This window comes from Bacillus cereus group sp. RP37, from assembly GCF_040459695.1.
Classification (GTDB): Bacteria; Bacillota; Bacilli; order Bacillales; family Bacillaceae_G; genus Bacillus_A.
Genome location: NZ_JARVHP010000001.1, coordinates 822,209 through 841,141 on the forward strand (window position 1 = coordinate 822,209; position 18,933 = coordinate 841,141).

Sequence of the window (18,933 nt, forward strand, 5' to 3'; positions counted from 1 at the left end):
TTTATTACTGTTTACAACTTTATTATAAAACAAATTTTGGTAATGTGCTTGTCGGAAACGTTACAGAATTTTGAAAACTCTGTTTCAATTCATTTTAGTTGTAATTGGTGCGAGAACTTGTTACATATGAAGTATAGCAATTTAAAAGGAGGCAGTTTTGTGAGACATGCGCTCATTACAGCCGGTACGAAAGGTTTAGGAAAGCAAGTAACAGAAAAGTTATTGGCTAAAGGATATTCAGTAACAGTAACGTATCATAGCGACATCACGGCTATGGAAAAGATGAAAGAAACATATAAAAATATGGAAGAGCGTCTACAATTCGTGCAAGCGGATGTCACGAAAAAGGAAGATTTACATAAAATAGTAGAAGAAGCGATAAGCCGTTTTGGCAAAATTGACTTTTTAATTAATAATGCTGGTCCATATGTATTTGAACGAAAAAAGTTAGTCGATTATGAAGAAGACGAATGGAATGAAATGATTCAGGGTAATTTAACAGCGGTGTTTCATTTGTTGAAACTTGTCGTTCCAGTTATGAGAAAACAAAAATTTGGCCGTATTATTAATTACGGATTCCAAGGGGCAGATAGCGCACCGGGATGGATTTATCGTTCAGCATTTGCAGCAGCGAAAGTAGGACTTGTTTCATTAACGAAAACAGTTGCTTACGAAGAAGCAGAATATGGTATTACTGCAAACATGGTATGTCCTGGTGATATTATTGGTGAAATGAAAGAAGCGACAATTCAAGAAGCACGTCAGTTGAAAGAACGTAAGACACCAATTGGTAGATCCGGAACAGGTGAAGATATCGCAAGAACGATTTCGTTTTTATGTGAGGACGATTCCGATATGATTACCGGTACAATAATTGAAGTAACTGGTGCAGTAGATGTTATTCATAGACATCGATAGAGCGAAATAAAGTGAAGTTTCGAATAATAGGACAGTTTATCCATTGTGCTGAGAGGCGCGGATAATGCTGTCCTTTCATGTAAGATTAAATCTATCGGAAAACTTGTATTATTTTTTGTCAAATATTGAGATATTATGTTAAAATATAAGAGCGTAGAAAGCGCTTTAAAAAATGATTCAGGGGTCATTTCATAACTCAAGGGGGAACTAATAATGCGTATCGGTATTCCAACAGAAATTAAGAACAATGAAAACCGCGTGGCAATGACGCCAGCGGGAGCTGTACATTTAGTACAAAATGGTCATGAAGTTTTTGTTCAAAAAGGAGCAGGTATAGGATCAGGCTTTACAGATGAAGAATACGTACAAGCTGGTGCGAAACTTGTTGAAACTGCTGAAGAAGCATGGAATCAAGATATGGTTATGAAGGTAAAAGAGCCAGTTGCAAGTGAATACGGCTATTTCCGTGAAGGTTTAATTTTATTCACATACTTACACTTAGCTCCAGAACCAGAATTAACGAAAGCATTAATTGATAACAAAGTTGTATCAATTGCATACGAAACAGTACAATTAGACAATCGTTCTTTACCATTACTTGCACCTATGAGTGAAGTAGCTGGTCGTATGTCTGCACAAATCGGTGCACAATTCCTTGAGAAAAACAAAGGTGGTAAAGGCATTTTACTTGCAGGCGTTCCAGGGGTAAAACGCGGCAAAGTAACAATTATCGGCGGTGGTCAAGCTGGTACAAACGCAGCGAAGATTGCAGTAGGTTTAGGTGCAGATGTAACAATCATCGACTTAAGCGCAGAACGTCTTCGTCAACTAGATGACATTTTCGGTAACCAAGTAAAAACGTTAATGTCTAATCCATACAACATTGCAGAAGCTGTAAAAGAATCTGACCTTGTTATTGGAGCAGTATTAATTCCAGGTGCAAAAGCGCCAAAACTTGTAACAGAAGAAATGATTCAATCAATGGAACCAGGTTCTGTCGTTGTAGATATCGCGATTGACCAAGGTGGTATTTTCGAAACAACTGACCGTATTACAACTCACGACAACCCAACTTACGAAAAACATGGCGTTGTTCATTATGCAGTTGCTAATATGCCAGGAGCAGTTCCACGTACATCAACTCTTGCATTAACAAACGTAACAGTACCATATGCAGTACAAATTGCGAACAAAGGCTACAAAGATGCTTGCTTAGGCAACACTGCATTACTAAAAGGTATTAACACATTAGATGGCTATGTAACATTCGAAGCAGTTGCAGAAGCTCACGGCTTACAATACGCTGATGCGAAAGAGCTTCTTGAAAAAGCTCCTGCTTTATCATAATAGAGACAAATTCGAGACCTTCCTTTATGAGGAGGGTCTTTTTTTATAAGGTAATAAATTGTAAAAATTGTTGTGTATTACTGTTAATAAGTAGGGAATGTGATAATTTAGAATTATATAAAATTTGGGAGGGGGATTAGATTGGGAAGAAAAAGTAAGCGGAGGAAGCATAAAAAACAAAGAGGAGTAATAAGGAGTAAACATGAGTTAGTAGTTACGAAAAAGAGACCTAGGTCTAAATTTGAAAGTGGTTTAATAGATGCGGCGAATGTTATGTATTTTATTGTCATGTGTATTATTTTTATTAACTTAATTAAGTTACCAGTTTCAAATTTATCTTTACATGTATTTGTACTTATTATTTTTTTAATGGTAGCTATTTTAGTACATGTTTTAGTGTTTGGAACATTACTATCAACTAATAAGAATGGTGGAGAAAAAAGGCAAAAAAAGAAAAGAAATTCGTCTTATTATTCAAGCTCATCAAGTGGATTCGGTGATTACAGTAGCAACGATTGTAGCAGCTCAAGTGATGGTGGAGGAGATTGCGGAGGTGGTGGAGACTAAATTAGTTTTTCAAAAGAACGACTAATGAAAGGATGGGATGAAAGATGGAAACTGTGAATTTAATAGAATTAACGAAGGACATTCAAGATCAACATAAAAACTTCGTCGTTTCAAATGTAAATAGTCATTGCTTACGAATCGCTGTATTTACTGGTGAATATGATTGGCACTATCATTCTAACTCGGATGAATTATTTATTGTGTTAGAGGGAGAATTACTTATCGATTTTGAAGATGGAGAAACGGCGGTTTTAAAGCCAAATGATTCTATTTTAATTCCGGCATGTACGATTCATAGAACGAGAGCATTAAAGAGAACGGTAAATCTTTGTTTTGAAAATATAGAGGTTGATACGATCAAAGTGGAGCAATTATGAAAAAATTATCTGTAGCCGAGTATAGAAAAATCCTTCCGATTTTAGAAAGTCTTACAAGAACGACGACGTTTGCTTATGCGGTATGTGACCAAATGATAGATGGTGAGATTTTTGCCAACGAGAAGTTAACAGCAGGACTAGTTATTACAGCTAATGGTATTTATTATTTATTTGGTGATACTGATGATCACAATTATAACGAAGATTTATTTGCGTATATAAAAACGTCTATTGAAAAAACAGAGAAGAGATTTACACTCTTCGCTTCAAGTGACGAGTGGGAAATGATGTTAGAAGAGCGTTTTAGTAATGTACTTCGGAACATCCCGCGAATGAAATTTCAAAGCGTAACCTTTGAAGAGAGAAAACGAGATTGTAACAAAAATACATATGAAGTGAAGCGTATTGATAAAAGTGATATAGAACGAAGCAATGAATTTACAGAGGCGTATTATAAAGAATATTGGGGATCAAAAGAAACGTTTTTGAATGGTGGTTTTGGATTTTATATAGAACAAGATGGGATGATTGTAGCTGAATGTGTTTCGATATTTAATGGGAATGGGTTTGCTGAAATTGATATTGTGACGCATAAAGCATATCAAGGGAAAGGATTAGCCCAAGCTATTGCAACACGGTTCATTGAACATTGCATGCAAAATGATATTATACCGTGCTGGGATTGTTATGTAGACAATATTCCTTCGCAAAAATTAGCTAGTAAATTAAGTTTTCATAATCCAATAGAATATAGATTGTTTGTACGTAAGAGAACGGGGGAATAAAAATGAATGTGGAATTATCGAGATTTAAAGTGAAGCCTGGTAAAAGTCACCGAGTAGATGAATGGATGCAGCTTCTGAATGACAATATGAAAGAAGTGCTTTTGACATTAAACGACGAAAAGATGTATGTAGAGACAATTTTCCGGGAAATAAGAGATGGAGAAGAGTACTTATATTGGTATTCTGTGCAAGGAGAAGGCGGGGCTCTTGTCGAAAATTCTCATCATGAAATTGATAAAAAGCATTTGGAATTTTGGTGTGAATGTATCGATGAGGAAGTACCGTCTGTTGATATGAAAACAGAAGTCGTTATGATTCAAGATGTTGTGAAGAACGCGATGAAATAATAGATTGGTATTTTATAGCCGTAACATGGTCATCTTTTTGGTTGGAATATAAATTATTGGAGATGCTGTAGGATGAGAATTAGTAATAAATATATCACTCTCGATGAAATAGAGATAATAAGAGAATCCTTAGATAAATTACATGAATATCATAACGGTAAATCAAAATATTTTTCTGGTGATTATCCAAGAATGACATTTGAGGAACGTATTGAAGAGTATAAAAAAAATTCACAGTACGGGGAATATAGAATTGAATTATTAGTTGAATCAGAAACAGACGATATATTAGGATTTTGTATAGCATATAGTAAAAGGGCAAGCGGAAAGATTGAAGTTTTATTTGTCGATGAAAAATACCGAAGAAACGGATTTGGTTTGAAGTTACTGAATAGTGCAGTAGAATGGTTTAAAGAAAAGAAGATAGATAAAATTGAATTAACAGTAGTGTACGGAAATGAAGCTGTATCATTTTATGAAAAGCAGGGGTTTTACCCGCGTTCAATTATTATGACAACTAAGTCATAACGATATTATGGAGAGAGGCGTGGGAGTTTTTGTTTCAAAAAAATGATTCATATGTTACTAAAGTATATGTGAAGAGCACATCAAAATAGATGTGCTTTTTATTATGATAAAAATTTAGAAAAGCTGTATTTGGATATCTTTAAGTGAAAATAAAAGGGGATAGCAAGAATCTTTTAGGACAAACTATAAAGAAATAAAAAACATCAAACCGAAAGAATTACGAATATACGGTGTAGTTGTAACAGGAAAAACAGAGGATTTACAAAGTTTACAAGGAGCACCATATATTAAGGCTGCTGTTAGAGGTGTAACAGTTGAGAAATATTGATTACAAGCTATTAATGTGAATAATCAGAAAATTTATGTTATAATATGGGAAAAGGAGGTTTATATGAGGCAAATACATGGAGCAATTTATATTTACATAACAATGTTTTTCGTGGCGATATCCTATGGATTAGGGCACGTGTATTCGCATCCTATACTAACTTTTTTAAGCGGAGCATGTATGGCGTTTGCGATTCTTGTCCACCTTTTCTCAGTTTGGATCGTGAAATTTCAATTAAATATTAGTGAAATAGAAGAAGGCACTTTCTAAGTGGCCTTCTTTTTTTAATAATATTTTGGAAGTTCTCGTAGCAATTTTTCAATTTTGCATTCGGTTTCTTCACATATAGACAGTGTGCGTAGTCGGAAAAACAAACTACGTAAGAAAGATTTAATATTTCCGTATAGAAACTCGTATGATTTAATAGGTAATGTTTGTTTTTGGACGGGTAATTGGGCTACTAAGTCATGAAGGGCTACTATGAGTACTTCTTCCTTTAGACCATTTTGCAGCATTGCGATAATTGGATAAACGATACGCTCGTCTTCTTCATATTTGTAGTAAATAGAATGGACACAAACTTTGTTTAATAAAGTTTGTAATATTTCTTCGTAATATAAAGTTTCCAGTTTAGGACTACGAACAAGCGCTTCAAATGTATCAGAAGCATGAGCGATACTGTGTGCCCAGCCGTGGTCTTGCACATATCCACGGAAATCATGCTCGTTGTTCATATATAGCACTAATCGATCTTTTACATGTAAAAGATCAGCCTGTGATAAGAAATTATGATTTGTATCGGCATCAATAATGAGCGCAATTAATAATGTTGTAAATGCGCGGGTAAATACCGCATCTTCGTCATCTGAATGAATCTTATACAATAAATATTTGTCACTGATGCTTTCTAATAATAGTTTCTGTAAGTGTGTGTGTGAAATATAGTCCTTTTTGATGAGATGATAAAAAGTAGAGTAGATAAGTTTATCCCTTAAATAGCCATCAGTATCCCCAATATGCTCAAGCATAATGGAACTTAAAGAATCGATATTGAGGGCATCATTGATTACGTAATTATTATTACGAATTTCTTCTAACTGTTGTTGTAACATATAAACCTCCTTTTTTAGAGAATTCTGTATTTTAATAATATAATAAGAGGAAGAAATAGACAATACAGTGAAACTTTAATCAGTGGGGGTTCATCCCTCGCTGATTATTAGTTGAACCAATCGGACTTTTAAGGACAGTTGATCCCCCACCTAACTTCTTTGCTTTCACCGAATTTTGAGGTGGGGGTCTTACTACCCGTTCATGCGGGATACATAAGTGCTTTTGAATGGAGGGACATTGTGAAGAGAGCATTATTCTTTTTTATTAGTATTTTCTTTTTAGGAAGTTGTTCGATTTCGTATGTTACTTTTTCTAGCGAGAGCAAAAGTTGGACAGGACAATATAAAGGGCATATTCAGGATGACAGTGAAGATGGAGTGTTTACATTTCAGTATAAGGGCGGCGATGGGAATATAGAATTTAAGAATTTAGAGATTGCTATTAATGGAGCCTTTAGCACAATGACACAAACGTCAGAAAATCATAAAGGAGCAAAGGTTGAAATGAAGTCTTCTTGTGTAAGTTGCACGTCTCTATCTAAAGATGAACCGATAGAGATTGTGATTAAATGGGATGATAAGTATGAGGAGAAAATGGTTTTAAAGCGGAAATAGCATAGAGTAAGGGGATAAAAATGAATAGGCATATAAAATTTTCTATGTTTATGTTTTTAGGTGCATTTCTAATCATATTATCAGCGTGTACTACAAAACAAGTAGAGCCAGTAGCAGTAAAAAAAGTACCTGAAGAAGGGTATGTCATAGTAAGAAATGACACGGTATTTTTTGTCGGTGATAAAACGTTTAATACAAAAGTAGAGTTGCAACATGATATAGAACAACAAATGAAGAAAGAACATCCATCAGATATAGTGTTGAGATTTAAGGATAAAGACGCATATAATCAATTAAAAACAGGGGATAAAATAAAAGTATGGTCTTCTAAAACACTTGAAAGTTATCCAGCGAAAATGATAGTAGAGAAATTTGAAATAGTAGAGAAATAAAAAAAAGGCAGCATTCACGCTGCCTTTTTTTATTATTTTACAAATTGTAATTCTTTCGGGAATTTCGTTAAAATTTCTGATCCGTCTTTTGTGATATAAATATCATCTTCAATACGAACGCCACCTACGTTTGGTACGTAAATACCTGGCTCGATTGTGAAGACCATACCTTCTTTTAGTGGAGACTCGTTACCAGCTTTTACATCTGGATATTCGTGTACGCTAATTCCAAGTCCATGACCAAGGCGGTGCGGGAAGAAGTCGCCGTAACCTGCATCTGCGATAACAGAACGTGCTGCGTTATCAATTGCGCCAAGTGTAACACCTGGTTTACATGCTTCAACTGCTTGTAGTTGTCCAGCAAGTACAGTGTTGTAAATACGAGTTTGTTCTTCAGAAAGGTCACCGAATGCTACTGTACGTGTAATGTCAGAGCAATAACCTTCAATGATTACGCCTAAATCAAATAGTACGAAATCGCCGCGTTTCATTTTGTTTGCACCTGGAATACCGTGTGGAAGAGCAGAGTTTGCACCTGCTAATACCATCGTATCAAATGACATTTTATGTATGCCTTTTGTTTTTAATTCGTGTTCAATAATTGCTAATACTTCTAGCTCGCTACGATTTTCTTTAATTGCATTTACACCAACTTCAACAGCATAGTCTGCCATTTTAGCTGCTTCGCGTAAAATAGAAAGTTCTTTTTCATCTTTAATTAAACGAAGTTCGCGAACTTTCTCTTCAGCTGATTTGAAAGCTGCATTTGGGAATAATTTTGTTAATTCTTCGTAGCGCTCTACGTTTAAATGTTCTTTTTCAATTGCAACTGCGTTTGCATTGATACCGCGGTCTTTAATTGCTTTTGCAATCATATCCCATGGTCTGTCTGTATCAGTGAATCCGATAATTTCATGTGCCCAGCCAGCGTTACGTGCTTGGCCTTCTTCCATTTTAGGGCAAATTAAAATAGGTTCTTTTTCTTGGAATACAAACATACCAAGAAGTCTTTCGTGTGGTTCACAGTGGAAGTTTGTCATGTAGAAGACGTTTGGTGTAGAAGTTAAGAACGCAGCTTCTACGTTTTTTTCTTTTAGCCATTGCATTAAATTTTCTAATCTAGCATTCATCGATTGGCACCCCCGAGATATTTAATTACAAATATAACTTTACATCGGAGGAAAGTGTTATGACAAGTAAATAGATGTTAGAAAAGACAGGGAATTGAAAAATCATGTAGAATAAAAAGTGAGAATGTGAATAGGGGGAGGAATGTAATAATGAAAGTATCTTATCATGGGCATTCAGTTGTAAAAATTGAAACGAATGGAAAAGTGATTTTAATTGATCCATTTTTAACGGGAAATCCGACAACAGATTTAAAGGCTGAAGATGTAAAAGTAGATGCGATTCTTTTATCGCATGGACATGGTGATCATGTTGGCGATACAGTAGAGCTTGCGAAGAAAAATAATGCAGTTGTTGTAGCACCATTTGAACTAGCGACATTTTTAAGCTGGCAAGGTGTAAATACACACCCGATGCATATCGGTGGTTCGCATGAATTTGATTTCGGAAAAGTGAAGTTTACACAAGCATTCCACGGCTCTAGTTATATTGATGAAGAAAATAAGACGATTACATATACAGGTATGCCAGCGGGTATTTTATTTACAGCAGAAGAGAAAACTGTGTATCATGCAGGAGATACTGCTCTATTCTCTGATATGAAATTAATTGGGGAACTAAATAACATTGATGTAGCATTTTTACCAATTGGTGATAATTTCACAATGGGACCAGAAGATGCTGTGTTAGCAGCAAAATGGGTTCAGGCGAAAACTGTTGTACCGATGCATTACAATACGTTCCCGGTTATTGAACAAGATCCATATCAATTTGTAGAAAAGCTACAAAATTGTACAGGAAAAGTATTAGAAGCTGGAGAAAGTATTACACTATAGAAAAGAAACCCTTCATTTGAAAAGACAAGTGAAGGGTTTTTTACGTGTGTAGGACAGCTTGTAAAGGTTGTACTTGTTTTGACGATTCTTTTCTTTTTGGAAGTGGCTGTTCAGGTGTTCCATTCAATTCCATTGCAACTTTTTTTCCGTCTACGAAAGCTAAAAATACAGCACCTACAACCTCTAATAATTTTTTCATCATGTATCCGCTCCTTTGTTTCATTTCTTGTCTTCATTGTATATGGAAGCGGCTGGACAAACTATCGAACGAGATGACAATACCATTACATTGTTGTAATAGAAGAAGTAGTGTCATGTAAGGCGTATTTTGTTATAAAAAAAATAGTACAGATATATAAAGAGAGAGTGTAACAGTTTTGAAAATATAGTATACTGAAAATACAACACATGAAGAATTTAGGGAAAAGAAAGTATGGTGAAACCATTTGGCTACCAAGCATAACCAAATTTTAGAACATATTAATAGCCTGCCAGTAGGGCATAAAATTTCTGTAAGGCAAATTGCAAAAGATTTGAGTGTAAGTGAAGGGACAGCTTACCGTGCAATTAAAGATGCAGAAAATAAAGGGTATGTTAGTACGATTGAACGTGTCGGAACCATTCGAATTGAACAAAAGAAGAAAGAAAATATTGAAAAGTTGACATATGCAGAAGTTGTTAACATTGTTGATGGCCAAGTACTTGGAGGCAGAGAAGGACTACATAAAACGTTAAATAAATTCGTAATCGGGGCAATGAAATTAGAAGCGATGATGCGCTATACAGAAGCTGGAAACTTACTTATTGTCGGTAACCGTACGAACGCGCATCAATTAGCGTTAGAAACTGGAGCCGCTGTATTAATTACGGGCGGATTTGATACGGAAGATCATGTGAAGAAATTAGCAGATGAATTAAAACTGCCGATTATTTCAAGTAGTTACGATACATTTACAGTTGCAACGTTAATTAACCGTGCGATTTACGATCAGCTGATTAAGAAAGAAATTGTACTCGTTGAAGATATTTTAACGCCAATTGAAGAAACGTTATATTTAAAACCAAATGATACAGTGCAGCAATGGCATGCGTATAACGAAGAGACGATGCACGGAAGATATCCGATTGTTGATGAAAATAAAAAGGTATTAGGTATTGTGACTTCTAAGGATATGATTGGTGTTGTAAAAGAAACACCAATTGATAAAGTGATGACAAAGCATCCAATTACGGTAAATGGAAAAATGTCTGTCGCGGCTGCCGCACGTATGATGGTGTGGGAAGGTATTGAATTACTTCCCGTTGTTGATGAAGGAAATAAATTGCAAGGTATTATTAGCCGTCAAGATGTACTTCAGGCACTGCAAATGATTCAGCGTCAACCACAAGTTGGTGAAACGATCGATGATATTGTAACGAATCAATTTATGACGCCGAAAGAAGCGAAAAATGAACATCTATATCAATTTTCAGTGACGCCGCAAATGACGAATTCAATCGGAACGTTATCTTACGGTGTATTCGCAACGATTGTGACGGAAGCAACGAATCGTGTTATTCGTGCGCAAAAGAAGAGCGATTTAATTGTTGAGAACTTAACAATTTATTTCGTAAAACCAGTTCAAATTGATAATGTTGTATCAGTTCATCCAAAAGTATTAGAAATTGGACGTAAATTTGGTAAGGTTGATGTAGAAGTACATCATGAAGGTAATGTTGTCGGGAAAGCATTACTTATGGTGCAGTTGATCGATAAATAAAAAGATGGAGCAGGCCGCTTTGGTTTGTTCCATTTTTTTTAGAACGCTATATTAGAAAAAATTAAAATTTAGTTATCAACTGAATCTATTATGTATTGCATTGCAAAAGAGAAAGTTAAATCACGTTCTGTTTCATATTTATAAGTAGGGCACGCAATCATTTGAAGGTGCTTGAACAATAATTGTGGGGGTGTCGAATGGGAGTAATATTTTTCTTTTTAGGTTTACTATTTGCAATAACTGTTCATGTGTTAACACATAGAAGAATGGATTCAAATAAAAAGAAATTGTATGTAATAAGTTTGATTTTCGCTATTATTTGTTCCTTTATTCCTACAACTGGAGAAAATTATAGCGATTTTATTTACTTTGGTATACCAGCAGAAAATTTCATTTATTATGGCGGATGGGAAATTTCGTTTAATCCATTAGGCTTTTTCTTTAACTTTATTTTGTTTTATTTGATTTTGAAGTTATTACTTAAGCTCGGTAAGAGTTCGGGTAGCGAAGTGAAAAAATAGCAGGATATGTATCAGTATAGATAGAAAATTGGTTGTTAGTGGATAAGAAAGCTTACGCTACTAATCATGAAGAGATAACAATAATGTAATTGGATAGGGAGACTATGCTTCACTATACGAACTAGGGGGAGAAGAATGGATTTTCACATTAAAGAGCAGTTATGTAAGCAATATAATTTAAATAGTCTTATGAAAGTCTCATTATTGCATGGAGGAGAAAATCAAACATATATATTCGAATCGGACAAAAATAAATTTGTAGTTAGGCAGTATAGAGAAGGACGTTATACAGCCGAGCAAATAGAAGCTGAAATACATTGGTTAATAGCGATACAAAAACAAATGTTAGTACCAGAAGTAGTTGTAAATAAAAATGGTGACTGGATCACATCTGTTATGAAAGGCGAGGGAAGTATCCGGTATTTTGTTGTCTTTAGGTTTATAAGCGGAAGTGAAATTTTAGAACCAAAGGATAAAGATTATGAAAAGCTTGGATCATTAATGCGAATGTTTCATGAAAAAACAAATGGAGTGCTCAAAAGAGTGCCACAAACTTGGGGAGGTTATGAAAGGCCTATATATAGCGAGAAAAAGACAATTCACGAGCCTTTACAACGTTTATTAAATACTTCGTTTTTATCTTATGAGGATAAGCATAAATGCATGAGAATTGCAGAAAGAATACAAGAGCTTACAAATTCAACTCAACTAGGAGAAAAACAATTTGTTCATGGTGATATGCATTTTGGCAATGTTCTTGTAGACAAAGAGGATTGGTATTTGCTCGATTTTGATGAATGTGGATTTGGGTATAAAGAGTTTGATATTGGTGTTCCGAGATTGCATTTAATTGCTTCGGGACAGTTAGAAGAAGTATGGGGGAACTTCATAATGGGATATGGGGAAAATATTTCGGAAGCAGCCATTCGACTGGGGACCGCTTCAAGAATCTTTTATATGGCCGGAAAAATACCATTAAGACTTGATATTGAACCGATTAAAAAGAATCCCGGAAATTTTATTAGGCGATATATTCAGTATGCTGAAGAGGAATTATGCGGTGAGACAATTGTATAAACAAAAAACAGAATATTAATTCAATTAGAGTTTATACTATGTTATAATTACATTGTAAGAAAATGGATTTCGGGAAGGTGGTATGTATTATGTCATCAGAAGTGCTCTTTTTTGGTGGGATCGCACTATTTTACTTTCTTGTGATGATACCGCTTCAATATTTATATTTACAAGGATTGCATGAAAAAAAGAAACGAACAGGATTATCTCAGCGGGAACTATATGAAAAAATGTCTTTTGAAGAAGAACAATTACATTTTCACGTACAAGGCAACCCCTTTAATATACCTTCTGCTTTTGTTGCATATATGATTTTAAAAGTTAAGGGACGTAAAAAAGCATCACAATATTGATGCTTTTTTATGTTGCTTCAGACAGATTCAGCTTCTTCAACTGCTAATGGTAAGAAATGTTTATATTGGCGAAATCCATTAAATACACTTGCACTACCAAATAGAACAAATAAAACACCAACGATAATACGAGCGGTTGAAAGTTCTAAAAAGAATTGGTTTATCCCGAAGAATAAGACGAATGAACCGAGTGCCATTGCAGATTTTCCAGAGAGCCAACCTTTCTCCATTGGGCGGCTTGTACGAAAGTATTTTGTTTTGTAGAAGAGGTACAACATAAATGAGACGATAATACAGAAGACTAATACTGGCATAATACACACTCCTATCGCTTTGTGAAAAATAATAGTGGAGAAAAAAGAAATATCTAAACTTTCTAACTTTTATTATAAAGCAATTGTTCGCATGTATGAAATACTTTCCGTTATAATGAAGGATAAAGTGAAACTTTAATTAGTGCGGGGGTGTTTCTGCGCGCTAATGATTAGCCTGCACCGGTTGGGCTTTTACTGCACGTTAAAGTGGAGAAGTTGAGTAAAAAGGAGATTATACATATGCATGAGCAAATTTTAGGAGCAATTAAAGAGTTTGATACAATTATTATTCACCGTCATGTGCGTCCAGATCCAGATGCATTAGGTTCTCAGTGCGGTCTTGGTACAATTCTACAAGAATCGTTTCCAAAGAAAAATATTTATATGGTTGGGTACAATGAACCGTCGTTATCATTTTTACGAGTAATGGATGATATTGAAGATAGTGTATATGAAAATGCACTTGTTATCGTTTGTGATACTGCGAATCAAGAACGTGTTGACGATCAACGCTATACAAAAGGGAAGATGTTAATCAAGATTGATCATCATCCAAATGAAGATCCGTACGGAGACATTACGTGGGTAGATACGACATCAAGTTCTACAAGTGAAATGATTTATGAGTTTTACAGTTATGGAAAAGATAAAGGATTAAAGATAACAAAAGAAGCAGCGCGCCTTATTTTAGGGGGTATTGTTGGGGATACAGGTCGTTTCTTATTCCCGAATACAACAGCGAAAACACTTCGTTATGTAAGTGAGCTTGTTGATATGGATGTGAAATTCACAGATTTATACAATGAAATGTATAAGACGAAAGAAAAGATTGCTCGTTTAAACGGCTATATTTTACAAAACTTTACGATGGTAGAAGAAGGAGCAGCTTACATTAAATTAACGAAAGAAGTATTAGAAAAGTTTGATGTACTTCCTTCTGAGGCATCCGGTGTTGTTGGAGCACTTGGTAATATTGATGGATTAAAGTCGTGGGTTCTATTTTTAGAGGAAGACGATGTGATTCGTGTTCGTCTTCGCTCAAAGGGACCAGTTATAAATAAATTAGCAATGCAATATAATGGCGGAGGGCATCCGATGGCTTCTGGTGCAAAAGCATCTTCTTGGGAAGAAGCGGATCGTCTTTTTGCTGATTTATGTGAGCTATGTAAATAAGAGATTATATATGAAAACGAAAAGAAGGAGCGGCGCTAAAGCCCTCCTTCTTTATTTTTCTTTCTCTATAGCAATGCTGATTTCAAGCACGGTATCAAAAGATATTGTATCGACTTTAAAGCGGTATAGACGATCGTAATGTTTATACGTTTTATTTTCGATTGCTTTTTTGAGTAGGTCTTTATTTTTTGCGATACTTTGAATGTTTTTCGTTAAAAGATGCTGGAGGTCATTATGGATAGAAGTGGTCATATTTTCGAGTGTAAGATTGTCTAAATCGTATTTTTCTCGATTTATAATTTTTATTTTAATCTCTTGAATGGTTAAGAGTCGTTTATTTTCAGTGTTCAATTTTTCTTGATCTTCGAGAAGGACGTGGAGCTTTGCTTCTTGTTTTTCTATAATTTCTCGTTGCTCTGCTATTTTACTAGCTTGTTCTTCTTGAAAAACACCGTATATGTACAAAAAAACAAACCAGCTCAATACGCCTCCAACAGCAGCGCCAGCTAAAACTAAATACCATCTTTTGGCTGTATTGGCACTTGGTACTCTCATACATGTTCCTGCGTTAGCCATTTAATAATAGTAAGACCTGTTTGCATACCACCAGTTGCGAAAAAAATAAGGAGAATTTGTTTTACGATATCTTTCATATCTCCGCCAAAGAAACTTCTTTCAAAGCTATAAAAAGTATCAAATGTTCCACCAATTGCTGCAACGAGTGCCCAAATCTTTAAATTTTGGGCGAATTGATTAATGTAAGTGAGAGTTGGTTTTCCGATAAGAAATGCACCAAATCCGCCAATTAATGAACCGCCAAGTATAACCCCAAAGGCAATAAAATAACTAATAATGAGCAGAGAGAAAAAAGTATGTTCTCTTACATCCATCGTCATTCCCCTTTCTTCTTCATATATATGGACAAAGTATAAGAAGTATGTTTTGATTTCCGCTTTCCTCATCACCTATAATAAAAGTAGTCAGATTGGTAAAGAGAGGGTACAACAGTGAAGTTTGTGCATTTACAATGTCAAACCGTTTTTAGTTTATTAAAAAGTGCTTGTAAAATTGATGAGCTTGTAGTCAGGGCGAAAGAACTTGGTTTTTCATCGCTGGCTATTACGGATGAAAATGTTATGTATGGCGTTATTCCGTTTTATAAAGCATGTAAGAAACATGGTATACAGCCTATTATCGGCTTAACAGCTTCTATTTTTAGTGAAGAAGAAGAAAGGGCTTATCCGCTTGTTTTACTTGCTGAAAATGAAATAGGCTATCAAAATTTATTAAAGATTTCTAGTAGCATTATGACAAAGTCCAAAGAAGGTATTCCGAAAAAGTGGCTTGCCCATTATGCAAAAGGATTAATTGCCATTTCACCAGGTAAAGATGGGGAAATTGAACAATTATTATTAGAAGACAAAGAGAGTCAAGCTGAAGAAGTAGCTCGCATGTATCAAAGTATGTTCGGCAATTTTTATATGAGTTTGCAGCATCATGCGATTCAAGATGAACTGCTTTTACAAGAAAAGCTACCTGAATTTATTAATAAGGTAAATGTTCCGGTCGTTGCAACAAACGATGTACGCTACATCAATCAAAGTGACGCACTTGTTCATGAATGCTTATTATCTGTTGAAAGTGGAACGAAAATGACGGATCCAGATAGGCCGAGAATGAAAACGGATCAGTATTATTTAAAGTCAATGGATGAAATGGAAGCACTATTTTCGCATGCTGAGGAAGCGATTCAAAATACAATAAAAATCGCAGAACGTTGCCAAGTAGAAATTCCTTTCCATGTAAATCAATTACCGAAATTTCCAGTTCCATCTAACGAGACGAATGATACGTATTTACGCCGCGTTTGTGAAGAAGGGTTGCACAAACGATATAGTACGCCGAAAGAAGTACATATACAGCGTTTGAATCATGAATTAAACGTTATTTCTAGTATGGGATTTAGTGATTATTTCCTCATCGTATGGGACTTTATGAAATACGCACATGAAAATCATATTTTAACAGGACCAGGACGTGGATCGGCAGCTGGATCGCTCGTTTCTTACGTATTAGAAATTACAGATATTGATCCAATTGAATACGATCTATTATTTGAAAGGTTTTTAAACCCTGAACGTGTGACACTTCCGGATATTGATATCGATTTTCCAGATATAAGACGTGATGAAATGATTCGATATGTGAAAGATAAATATGGTCAGATTCGTGTTGCGCAAATTGTAACGTTCGGGACGCTTGCAGCGAAAGCGGCAATTAGAGATATCGCCCGTGTAATGGGGCTTCCGCCGCGAGATATTGACATATTCTCAAAACTTATCCCATCAAAGCTTGGTATAACGTTAAAAGATGCATATGAGGAATCGCAATCACTCCGTGAGTTTATACAAGGGAATCTTTTGCATGAGCGTGTATTTGAAATTGCAAAACGTGTAGAAGGCTTACCACGTCATACGTCTATTCATGCAGCTGGCGTTATTATGAGCCAAGAGCCGTTAACAGGAAGTGTTGCAATTCAAGAAGGGCATAACGATGTGTATGTTACGCAATACCCAGCTGATGCATTAGAAGAACTTGGGTTGCTCAAGATGGACTTTTTAGGATTACGTAATTTAACGTTACTTGAAAATATTATAAAGTTTATCGTGAAAAAGACGGGGACACAAATCGATATAAGAAATTTACCACTTCAAGATGAAAAGACGTTCCAATTGTTAGGGAGAGGGGATACAACAGGTGTATTCCAGCTTGAATCAGGTGGTATGCGAAATGTACTTCGCGGGTTAAAACCGAATGAATTTGAAGATATTGTCGCTGTTAACTCGTTATATAGACCAGGACCGATGGAACAAATTCCGACCTTTATTGAATCAAAGCACGGAAAAAGACAAATTGAATATTTACATCCGGATTTAAAGCCGATTTTAGAAAGAACATACGGTGTAATTGTATACCAAGAACAAATTATGCAAATTGCGTCGAAGTTGGCGGGATTCTCGCTCGGAGAAGCAGATTTATTACGCCGTGCAGTGAGTAAAAAAAATCGTGATATTTTAGATCAGGAACGTAAGCATTTTGTGCAAGGTTGTTTACAAAATGGTTATGATGAGACATCCGCGGAGAAAATTTATGATTTGATTGTAAGATTTGCGAATTACGGTTTTAACCGAAGTCACGCTGTAGCCTACAGTATGATTGGATATCAGCTTGCCTACTTAAAAGCGAATTATACGTTGGAATTCATGACGGCACTATTATCAAGTGCAATTGGAAATGAAGATAAGATTGTGCAATATATACGAGAAACGAAGCGAAAAGGTTTTCATGTTTTGCCGCCGTCTCTTCAGAGAAGTGGTTACAATTTCCAAATAGAAGGCAATGCGATACGTTACAGCTTACTTTCCATTCGAAACATCGGAATGGCTACAGTGACAGCGTTACTCGAAGAACGAGAGGAAAAAATGTTTGAAGATTTATTTGAATTTTGCCTTCGCATGCCATCAAAGTTTGTAACAGAACGGAATTTAGAGGCGTTCGTCTGGTCTGGGTGTTTTGACGATTTTGGTGTTTCGAGAACGAATTTATGGAAGAGCCTTAAAGGAGCGTTAGAGTACGCAAATCTTGCACGTGATTTAGGAGATGCTGTTCCAAAATCAAAATACGTGCAAGGAGAAGAGCTCTCTTTTATTGAACAGTTAAATAAAGAGAAGGAAGCACTAGGTTTTTATTTATCAAGCTATCCGACAGCACAGTATGTGAAGTTAGCGAAAGAATTAGAAATTCCATCTCTCGCTCAGGCAATGCGACATAAGAAAAAAGTACAAAGGGCTATCGTGTATATAACAAGCGTGAGAGTGATTCGTACGAAAAAGTTGCAAAAGATGGCGTTTATTACATTTTGTGATCAAAATGATGAAATGGAAGCAGTTCTTTTCCCAGAAACGTATATACATTTCTCAGATAAGTTACAAGAAGGGGCAATTGTTTTAGTTGACGGTATGATTGAGCTAAGAAATCATAAGTTACAATGGATTGTAAATGGGCTATATCCATTAGAAGAAATGGATGTGTATGAAGAAAAGAAAGACGCATCTGTTTACGTGAAATTGCCGTCTCAGTATGAGAAAAAGCTGTTAAATCAGGTTACTAAAATATTGTTTGACTATTCAGGTTTTGCGAAAGTACTAATTTATTATGAAAAGGAACATAAAATGGTACAATTATCTCGGAGTTTATCGATTCATCCAAGTGAAGAATGTTTAGGGGCACTTCGTGAAATTGTCGGGGAAGAAAATGTGGTTGTGAAAATATAATGGACAATTTCCCTACACTTCGATTATTATAGTAGTAGTGTTCGTGGTCAGACCACTTGGAGAAATTGATATCAGCTAGAATAATTTGAGGAGAGTGGATAGTTTGTCAACACTTCGTGAA

23 protein-coding genes and 1 pseudogene are annotated in these 18,933 nt (G+C 35.4%); 18 read left to right on the forward strand and 6 right to left on the reverse strand.

The window, feature by feature from the left end:
* Nucleotides 1–126 precede the first annotated feature (126 nt).
* The 9 genes and pseudogenes from QCI44_RS04370 (at nucleotide 127) to QCI44_RS04410 (ending at nucleotide 5,467) form a co-directional block, all read left to right on the forward strand.
* Nucleotides 127–918, forward strand: a complete 792-nt coding sequence (locus QCI44_RS04370; protein WP_033660193.1) for an SDR family oxidoreductase — start codon at nucleotides 127–129, stop codon at nucleotides 916–918.
* A 213-nt stretch (nucleotides 919–1,131) separates the two neighbouring features.
* The gene (ald, locus tag QCI44_RS04375; RefSeq protein ID WP_001219390.1) at nucleotides 1,132–2,265 is read left to right on the forward strand and encodes an alanine dehydrogenase; all 1,134 of its coding nucleotides are present in this window, start codon (nucleotides 1,132–1,134) and stop codon (nucleotides 2,263–2,265) included.
* Nucleotides 2,266–2,406: 141 nt separating this feature from the next.
* Entirely contained in the window at nucleotides 2,407–2,832 is a 426-nt protein-coding gene (locus QCI44_RS04380) for a hypothetical protein (protein WP_016085976.1), read from the forward strand.
* Nucleotides 2,833–2,876: 44 nt separating this feature from the next.
* On the forward strand, nucleotides 2,877–3,209 hold the full coding sequence (locus tag QCI44_RS04385) for a cupin domain-containing protein (protein WP_016085977.1): 333 nt from the start codon (nucleotides 2,877–2,879) through the stop codon (nucleotides 3,207–3,209).
* Nucleotides 3,206–3,994 carry a GNAT family N-acetyltransferase gene (locus QCI44_RS04390; RefSeq protein WP_016085978.1) on the forward strand — a complete coding sequence of 263 codons (789 nt, stop codon included), beginning with the start codon at nucleotides 3,206–3,208 and terminating at the stop codon, nucleotides 3,992–3,994. Before QCI44_RS04385 ends, QCI44_RS04390 begins: the two co-directional genes overlap by 4 nt.
* Nucleotides 3,995–3,996: 2 nt before the next feature.
* The gene (locus QCI44_RS04395; protein WP_016085979.1) at nucleotides 3,997–4,341 is read left to right on the forward strand and encodes a DUF6176 family protein; all 345 of its coding nucleotides are present in this window, start codon (nucleotides 3,997–3,999) and stop codon (nucleotides 4,339–4,341) included.
* Nucleotides 4,342–4,413: 72 nt separating this feature from the next.
* The gene (locus tag QCI44_RS04400) at nucleotides 4,414–4,869 is read left to right on the forward strand and encodes a GNAT family N-acetyltransferase (RefSeq protein WP_016085980.1); all 456 of its coding nucleotides are present in this window, start codon (nucleotides 4,414–4,416) and stop codon (nucleotides 4,867–4,869) included.
* A gap of 136 nt (nucleotides 4,870–5,005) precedes the next feature.
* A pseudogene (locus QCI44_RS04405) lies at nucleotides 5,006–5,197 on the forward strand (anti sigma factor C-terminal domain-containing protein); the annotation flags it as partial.
* Nucleotides 5,198–5,260: 63 nt separating this feature from the next.
* Entirely contained in the window at nucleotides 5,261–5,467 is a 207-nt protein-coding gene (locus QCI44_RS04410) for a hypothetical protein (RefSeq protein WP_001248904.1), read from the forward strand.
* 14 nt (nucleotides 5,468–5,481) lie between these two features.
* Here QCI44_RS04410 and QCI44_RS04415 read toward each other — a convergent pair whose 3' ends face one another.
* Nucleotides 5,482–6,309 carry a DUF2785 domain-containing protein gene (locus QCI44_RS04415; RefSeq protein WP_016085981.1) on the reverse strand — a complete coding sequence of 276 codons (828 nt, stop codon included), beginning with the start codon at nucleotides 6,307–6,309 and terminating at the stop codon, nucleotides 5,482–5,484.
* 237 nt (nucleotides 6,310–6,546) lie between these two features.
* Between QCI44_RS04415 and QCI44_RS04420 the strand changes: the two genes are divergently transcribed.
* Together QCI44_RS04420 and QCI44_RS04425 are read left to right on the forward strand one after the other, a co-directional pair.
* Complete coding sequence (locus QCI44_RS04420; RefSeq protein WP_080118151.1) at nucleotides 6,547–6,924, forward strand: hypothetical protein; 378 nt, start codon at nucleotides 6,547–6,549, stop codon at nucleotides 6,922–6,924.
* A gap of 20 nt (nucleotides 6,925–6,944) precedes the next feature.
* Nucleotides 6,945–7,316 carry a DUF3221 domain-containing protein gene (locus QCI44_RS04425; protein ID WP_016136842.1) on the forward strand — a complete coding sequence of 124 codons (372 nt, stop codon included), beginning with the start codon at nucleotides 6,945–6,947 and terminating at the stop codon, nucleotides 7,314–7,316.
* Between the two features lie 32 nt (nucleotides 7,317–7,348).
* Here QCI44_RS04425 and pepQ read toward each other — a convergent pair whose 3' ends face one another.
* The gene (gene pepQ, locus QCI44_RS04430) at nucleotides 7,349–8,446 is read right to left on the reverse strand and encodes a Xaa-Pro dipeptidase (RefSeq protein ID WP_016085984.1); all 1,098 of its coding nucleotides are present in this window, start codon (nucleotides 8,444–8,446) and stop codon (nucleotides 7,349–7,351) included.
* 150 nt (nucleotides 8,447–8,596) lie between these two features.
* Here pepQ and QCI44_RS04435 point away from each other — a divergent pair, with 150 nt between their 5' ends.
* Complete coding sequence (locus tag QCI44_RS04435) at nucleotides 8,597–9,280, forward strand: metal-dependent hydrolase (RefSeq protein ID WP_016085985.1); 684 nt, start codon at nucleotides 8,597–8,599, stop codon at nucleotides 9,278–9,280.
* A gap of 40 nt (nucleotides 9,281–9,320) precedes the next feature.
* On the opposite strand, the gene QCI44_RS04440 is transcribed toward QCI44_RS04435, so the two are convergent.
* Complete coding sequence (locus tag QCI44_RS04440) at nucleotides 9,321–9,482, reverse strand: hypothetical protein (RefSeq protein WP_016135441.1); 162 nt, start codon at nucleotides 9,480–9,482, stop codon at nucleotides 9,321–9,323.
* A 244-nt stretch (nucleotides 9,483–9,726) separates the two neighbouring features.
* Between QCI44_RS04440 and QCI44_RS04445 the strand changes: the two genes are divergently transcribed.
* From QCI44_RS04445 to QCI44_RS04460, 4 genes are all read left to right on the forward strand, one after another.
* Complete coding sequence (locus tag QCI44_RS04445) at nucleotides 9,727–11,040, forward strand: CBS domain-containing protein (RefSeq protein WP_000201589.1); 1,314 nt, start codon at nucleotides 9,727–9,729, stop codon at nucleotides 11,038–11,040.
* 197 nt (nucleotides 11,041–11,237) lie between these two features.
* Nucleotides 11,238–11,561 carry a hypothetical protein gene (locus tag QCI44_RS04450; RefSeq protein ID WP_016135440.1) on the forward strand — a complete coding sequence of 108 codons (324 nt, stop codon included), beginning with the start codon at nucleotides 11,238–11,240 and terminating at the stop codon, nucleotides 11,559–11,561.
* 135 nt (nucleotides 11,562–11,696) lie between these two features.
* The gene (locus QCI44_RS04455) at nucleotides 11,697–12,638 is read left to right on the forward strand and encodes a phosphotransferase enzyme family protein (RefSeq protein ID WP_016135439.1); all 942 of its coding nucleotides are present in this window, start codon (nucleotides 11,697–11,699) and stop codon (nucleotides 12,636–12,638) included.
* Nucleotides 12,639–12,727: 89 nt separating this feature from the next.
* Nucleotides 12,728–12,991 (forward strand): DUF3949 domain-containing protein, encoded by a 264-nt coding sequence (locus QCI44_RS04460; protein WP_016135438.1) that lies wholly within the window; start codon nucleotides 12,728–12,730, stop codon nucleotides 12,989–12,991.
* 17 nt (nucleotides 12,992–13,008) lie between these two features.
* On the opposite strand, the gene QCI44_RS04465 is transcribed toward QCI44_RS04460, so the two are convergent.
* Nucleotides 13,009–13,305: a YtpI family protein gene (locus tag QCI44_RS04465; protein WP_001144784.1), complete on the reverse strand. Its 297-nt coding sequence runs from the start codon at nucleotides 13,303–13,305 to the stop codon at nucleotides 13,009–13,011.
* A gap of 240 nt (nucleotides 13,306–13,545) precedes the next feature.
* Between QCI44_RS04465 and QCI44_RS04470 the strand changes: the two genes are divergently transcribed.
* Nucleotides 13,546–14,478: a DHH family phosphoesterase gene (locus QCI44_RS04470; protein ID WP_353811014.1), complete on the forward strand. Its 933-nt coding sequence runs from the start codon at nucleotides 13,546–13,548 to the stop codon at nucleotides 14,476–14,478.
* Between the two features lie 51 nt (nucleotides 14,479–14,529).
* Here the strand turns inward: QCI44_RS04470 and ytrI are convergent, their stop codons facing one another.
* Both ytrI and ytrH read right to left on the reverse strand, forming a co-directional pair.
* Nucleotides 14,530–15,033, reverse strand: coding sequence for a sporulation membrane protein YtrI (gene ytrI, locus QCI44_RS04475; RefSeq protein ID WP_016085992.1), 504 nt, complete (start codon nucleotides 15,031–15,033; stop codon nucleotides 14,530–14,532).
* Entirely contained in the window at nucleotides 15,030–15,443 is a 414-nt protein-coding gene (ytrH, locus tag QCI44_RS04480; protein WP_116329186.1) for a sporulation membrane protein YtrH, read from the reverse strand. The genes ytrI and ytrH overlap by 4 nt, the downstream gene beginning before the upstream one ends.
* 42 nt (nucleotides 15,444–15,485) lie before the next feature.
* On the opposite strand from ytrH, the gene dnaE reads away from it, so the two are divergent.
* Nucleotides 15,486–18,812 carry a DNA polymerase III subunit alpha gene (gene dnaE, locus QCI44_RS04485; protein ID WP_353811015.1) on the forward strand — a complete coding sequence of 1,109 codons (3,327 nt, stop codon included), beginning with the start codon at nucleotides 15,486–15,488 and terminating at the stop codon, nucleotides 18,810–18,812.
* Nucleotides 18,813–18,933: the final 121 nt, after the last annotated feature.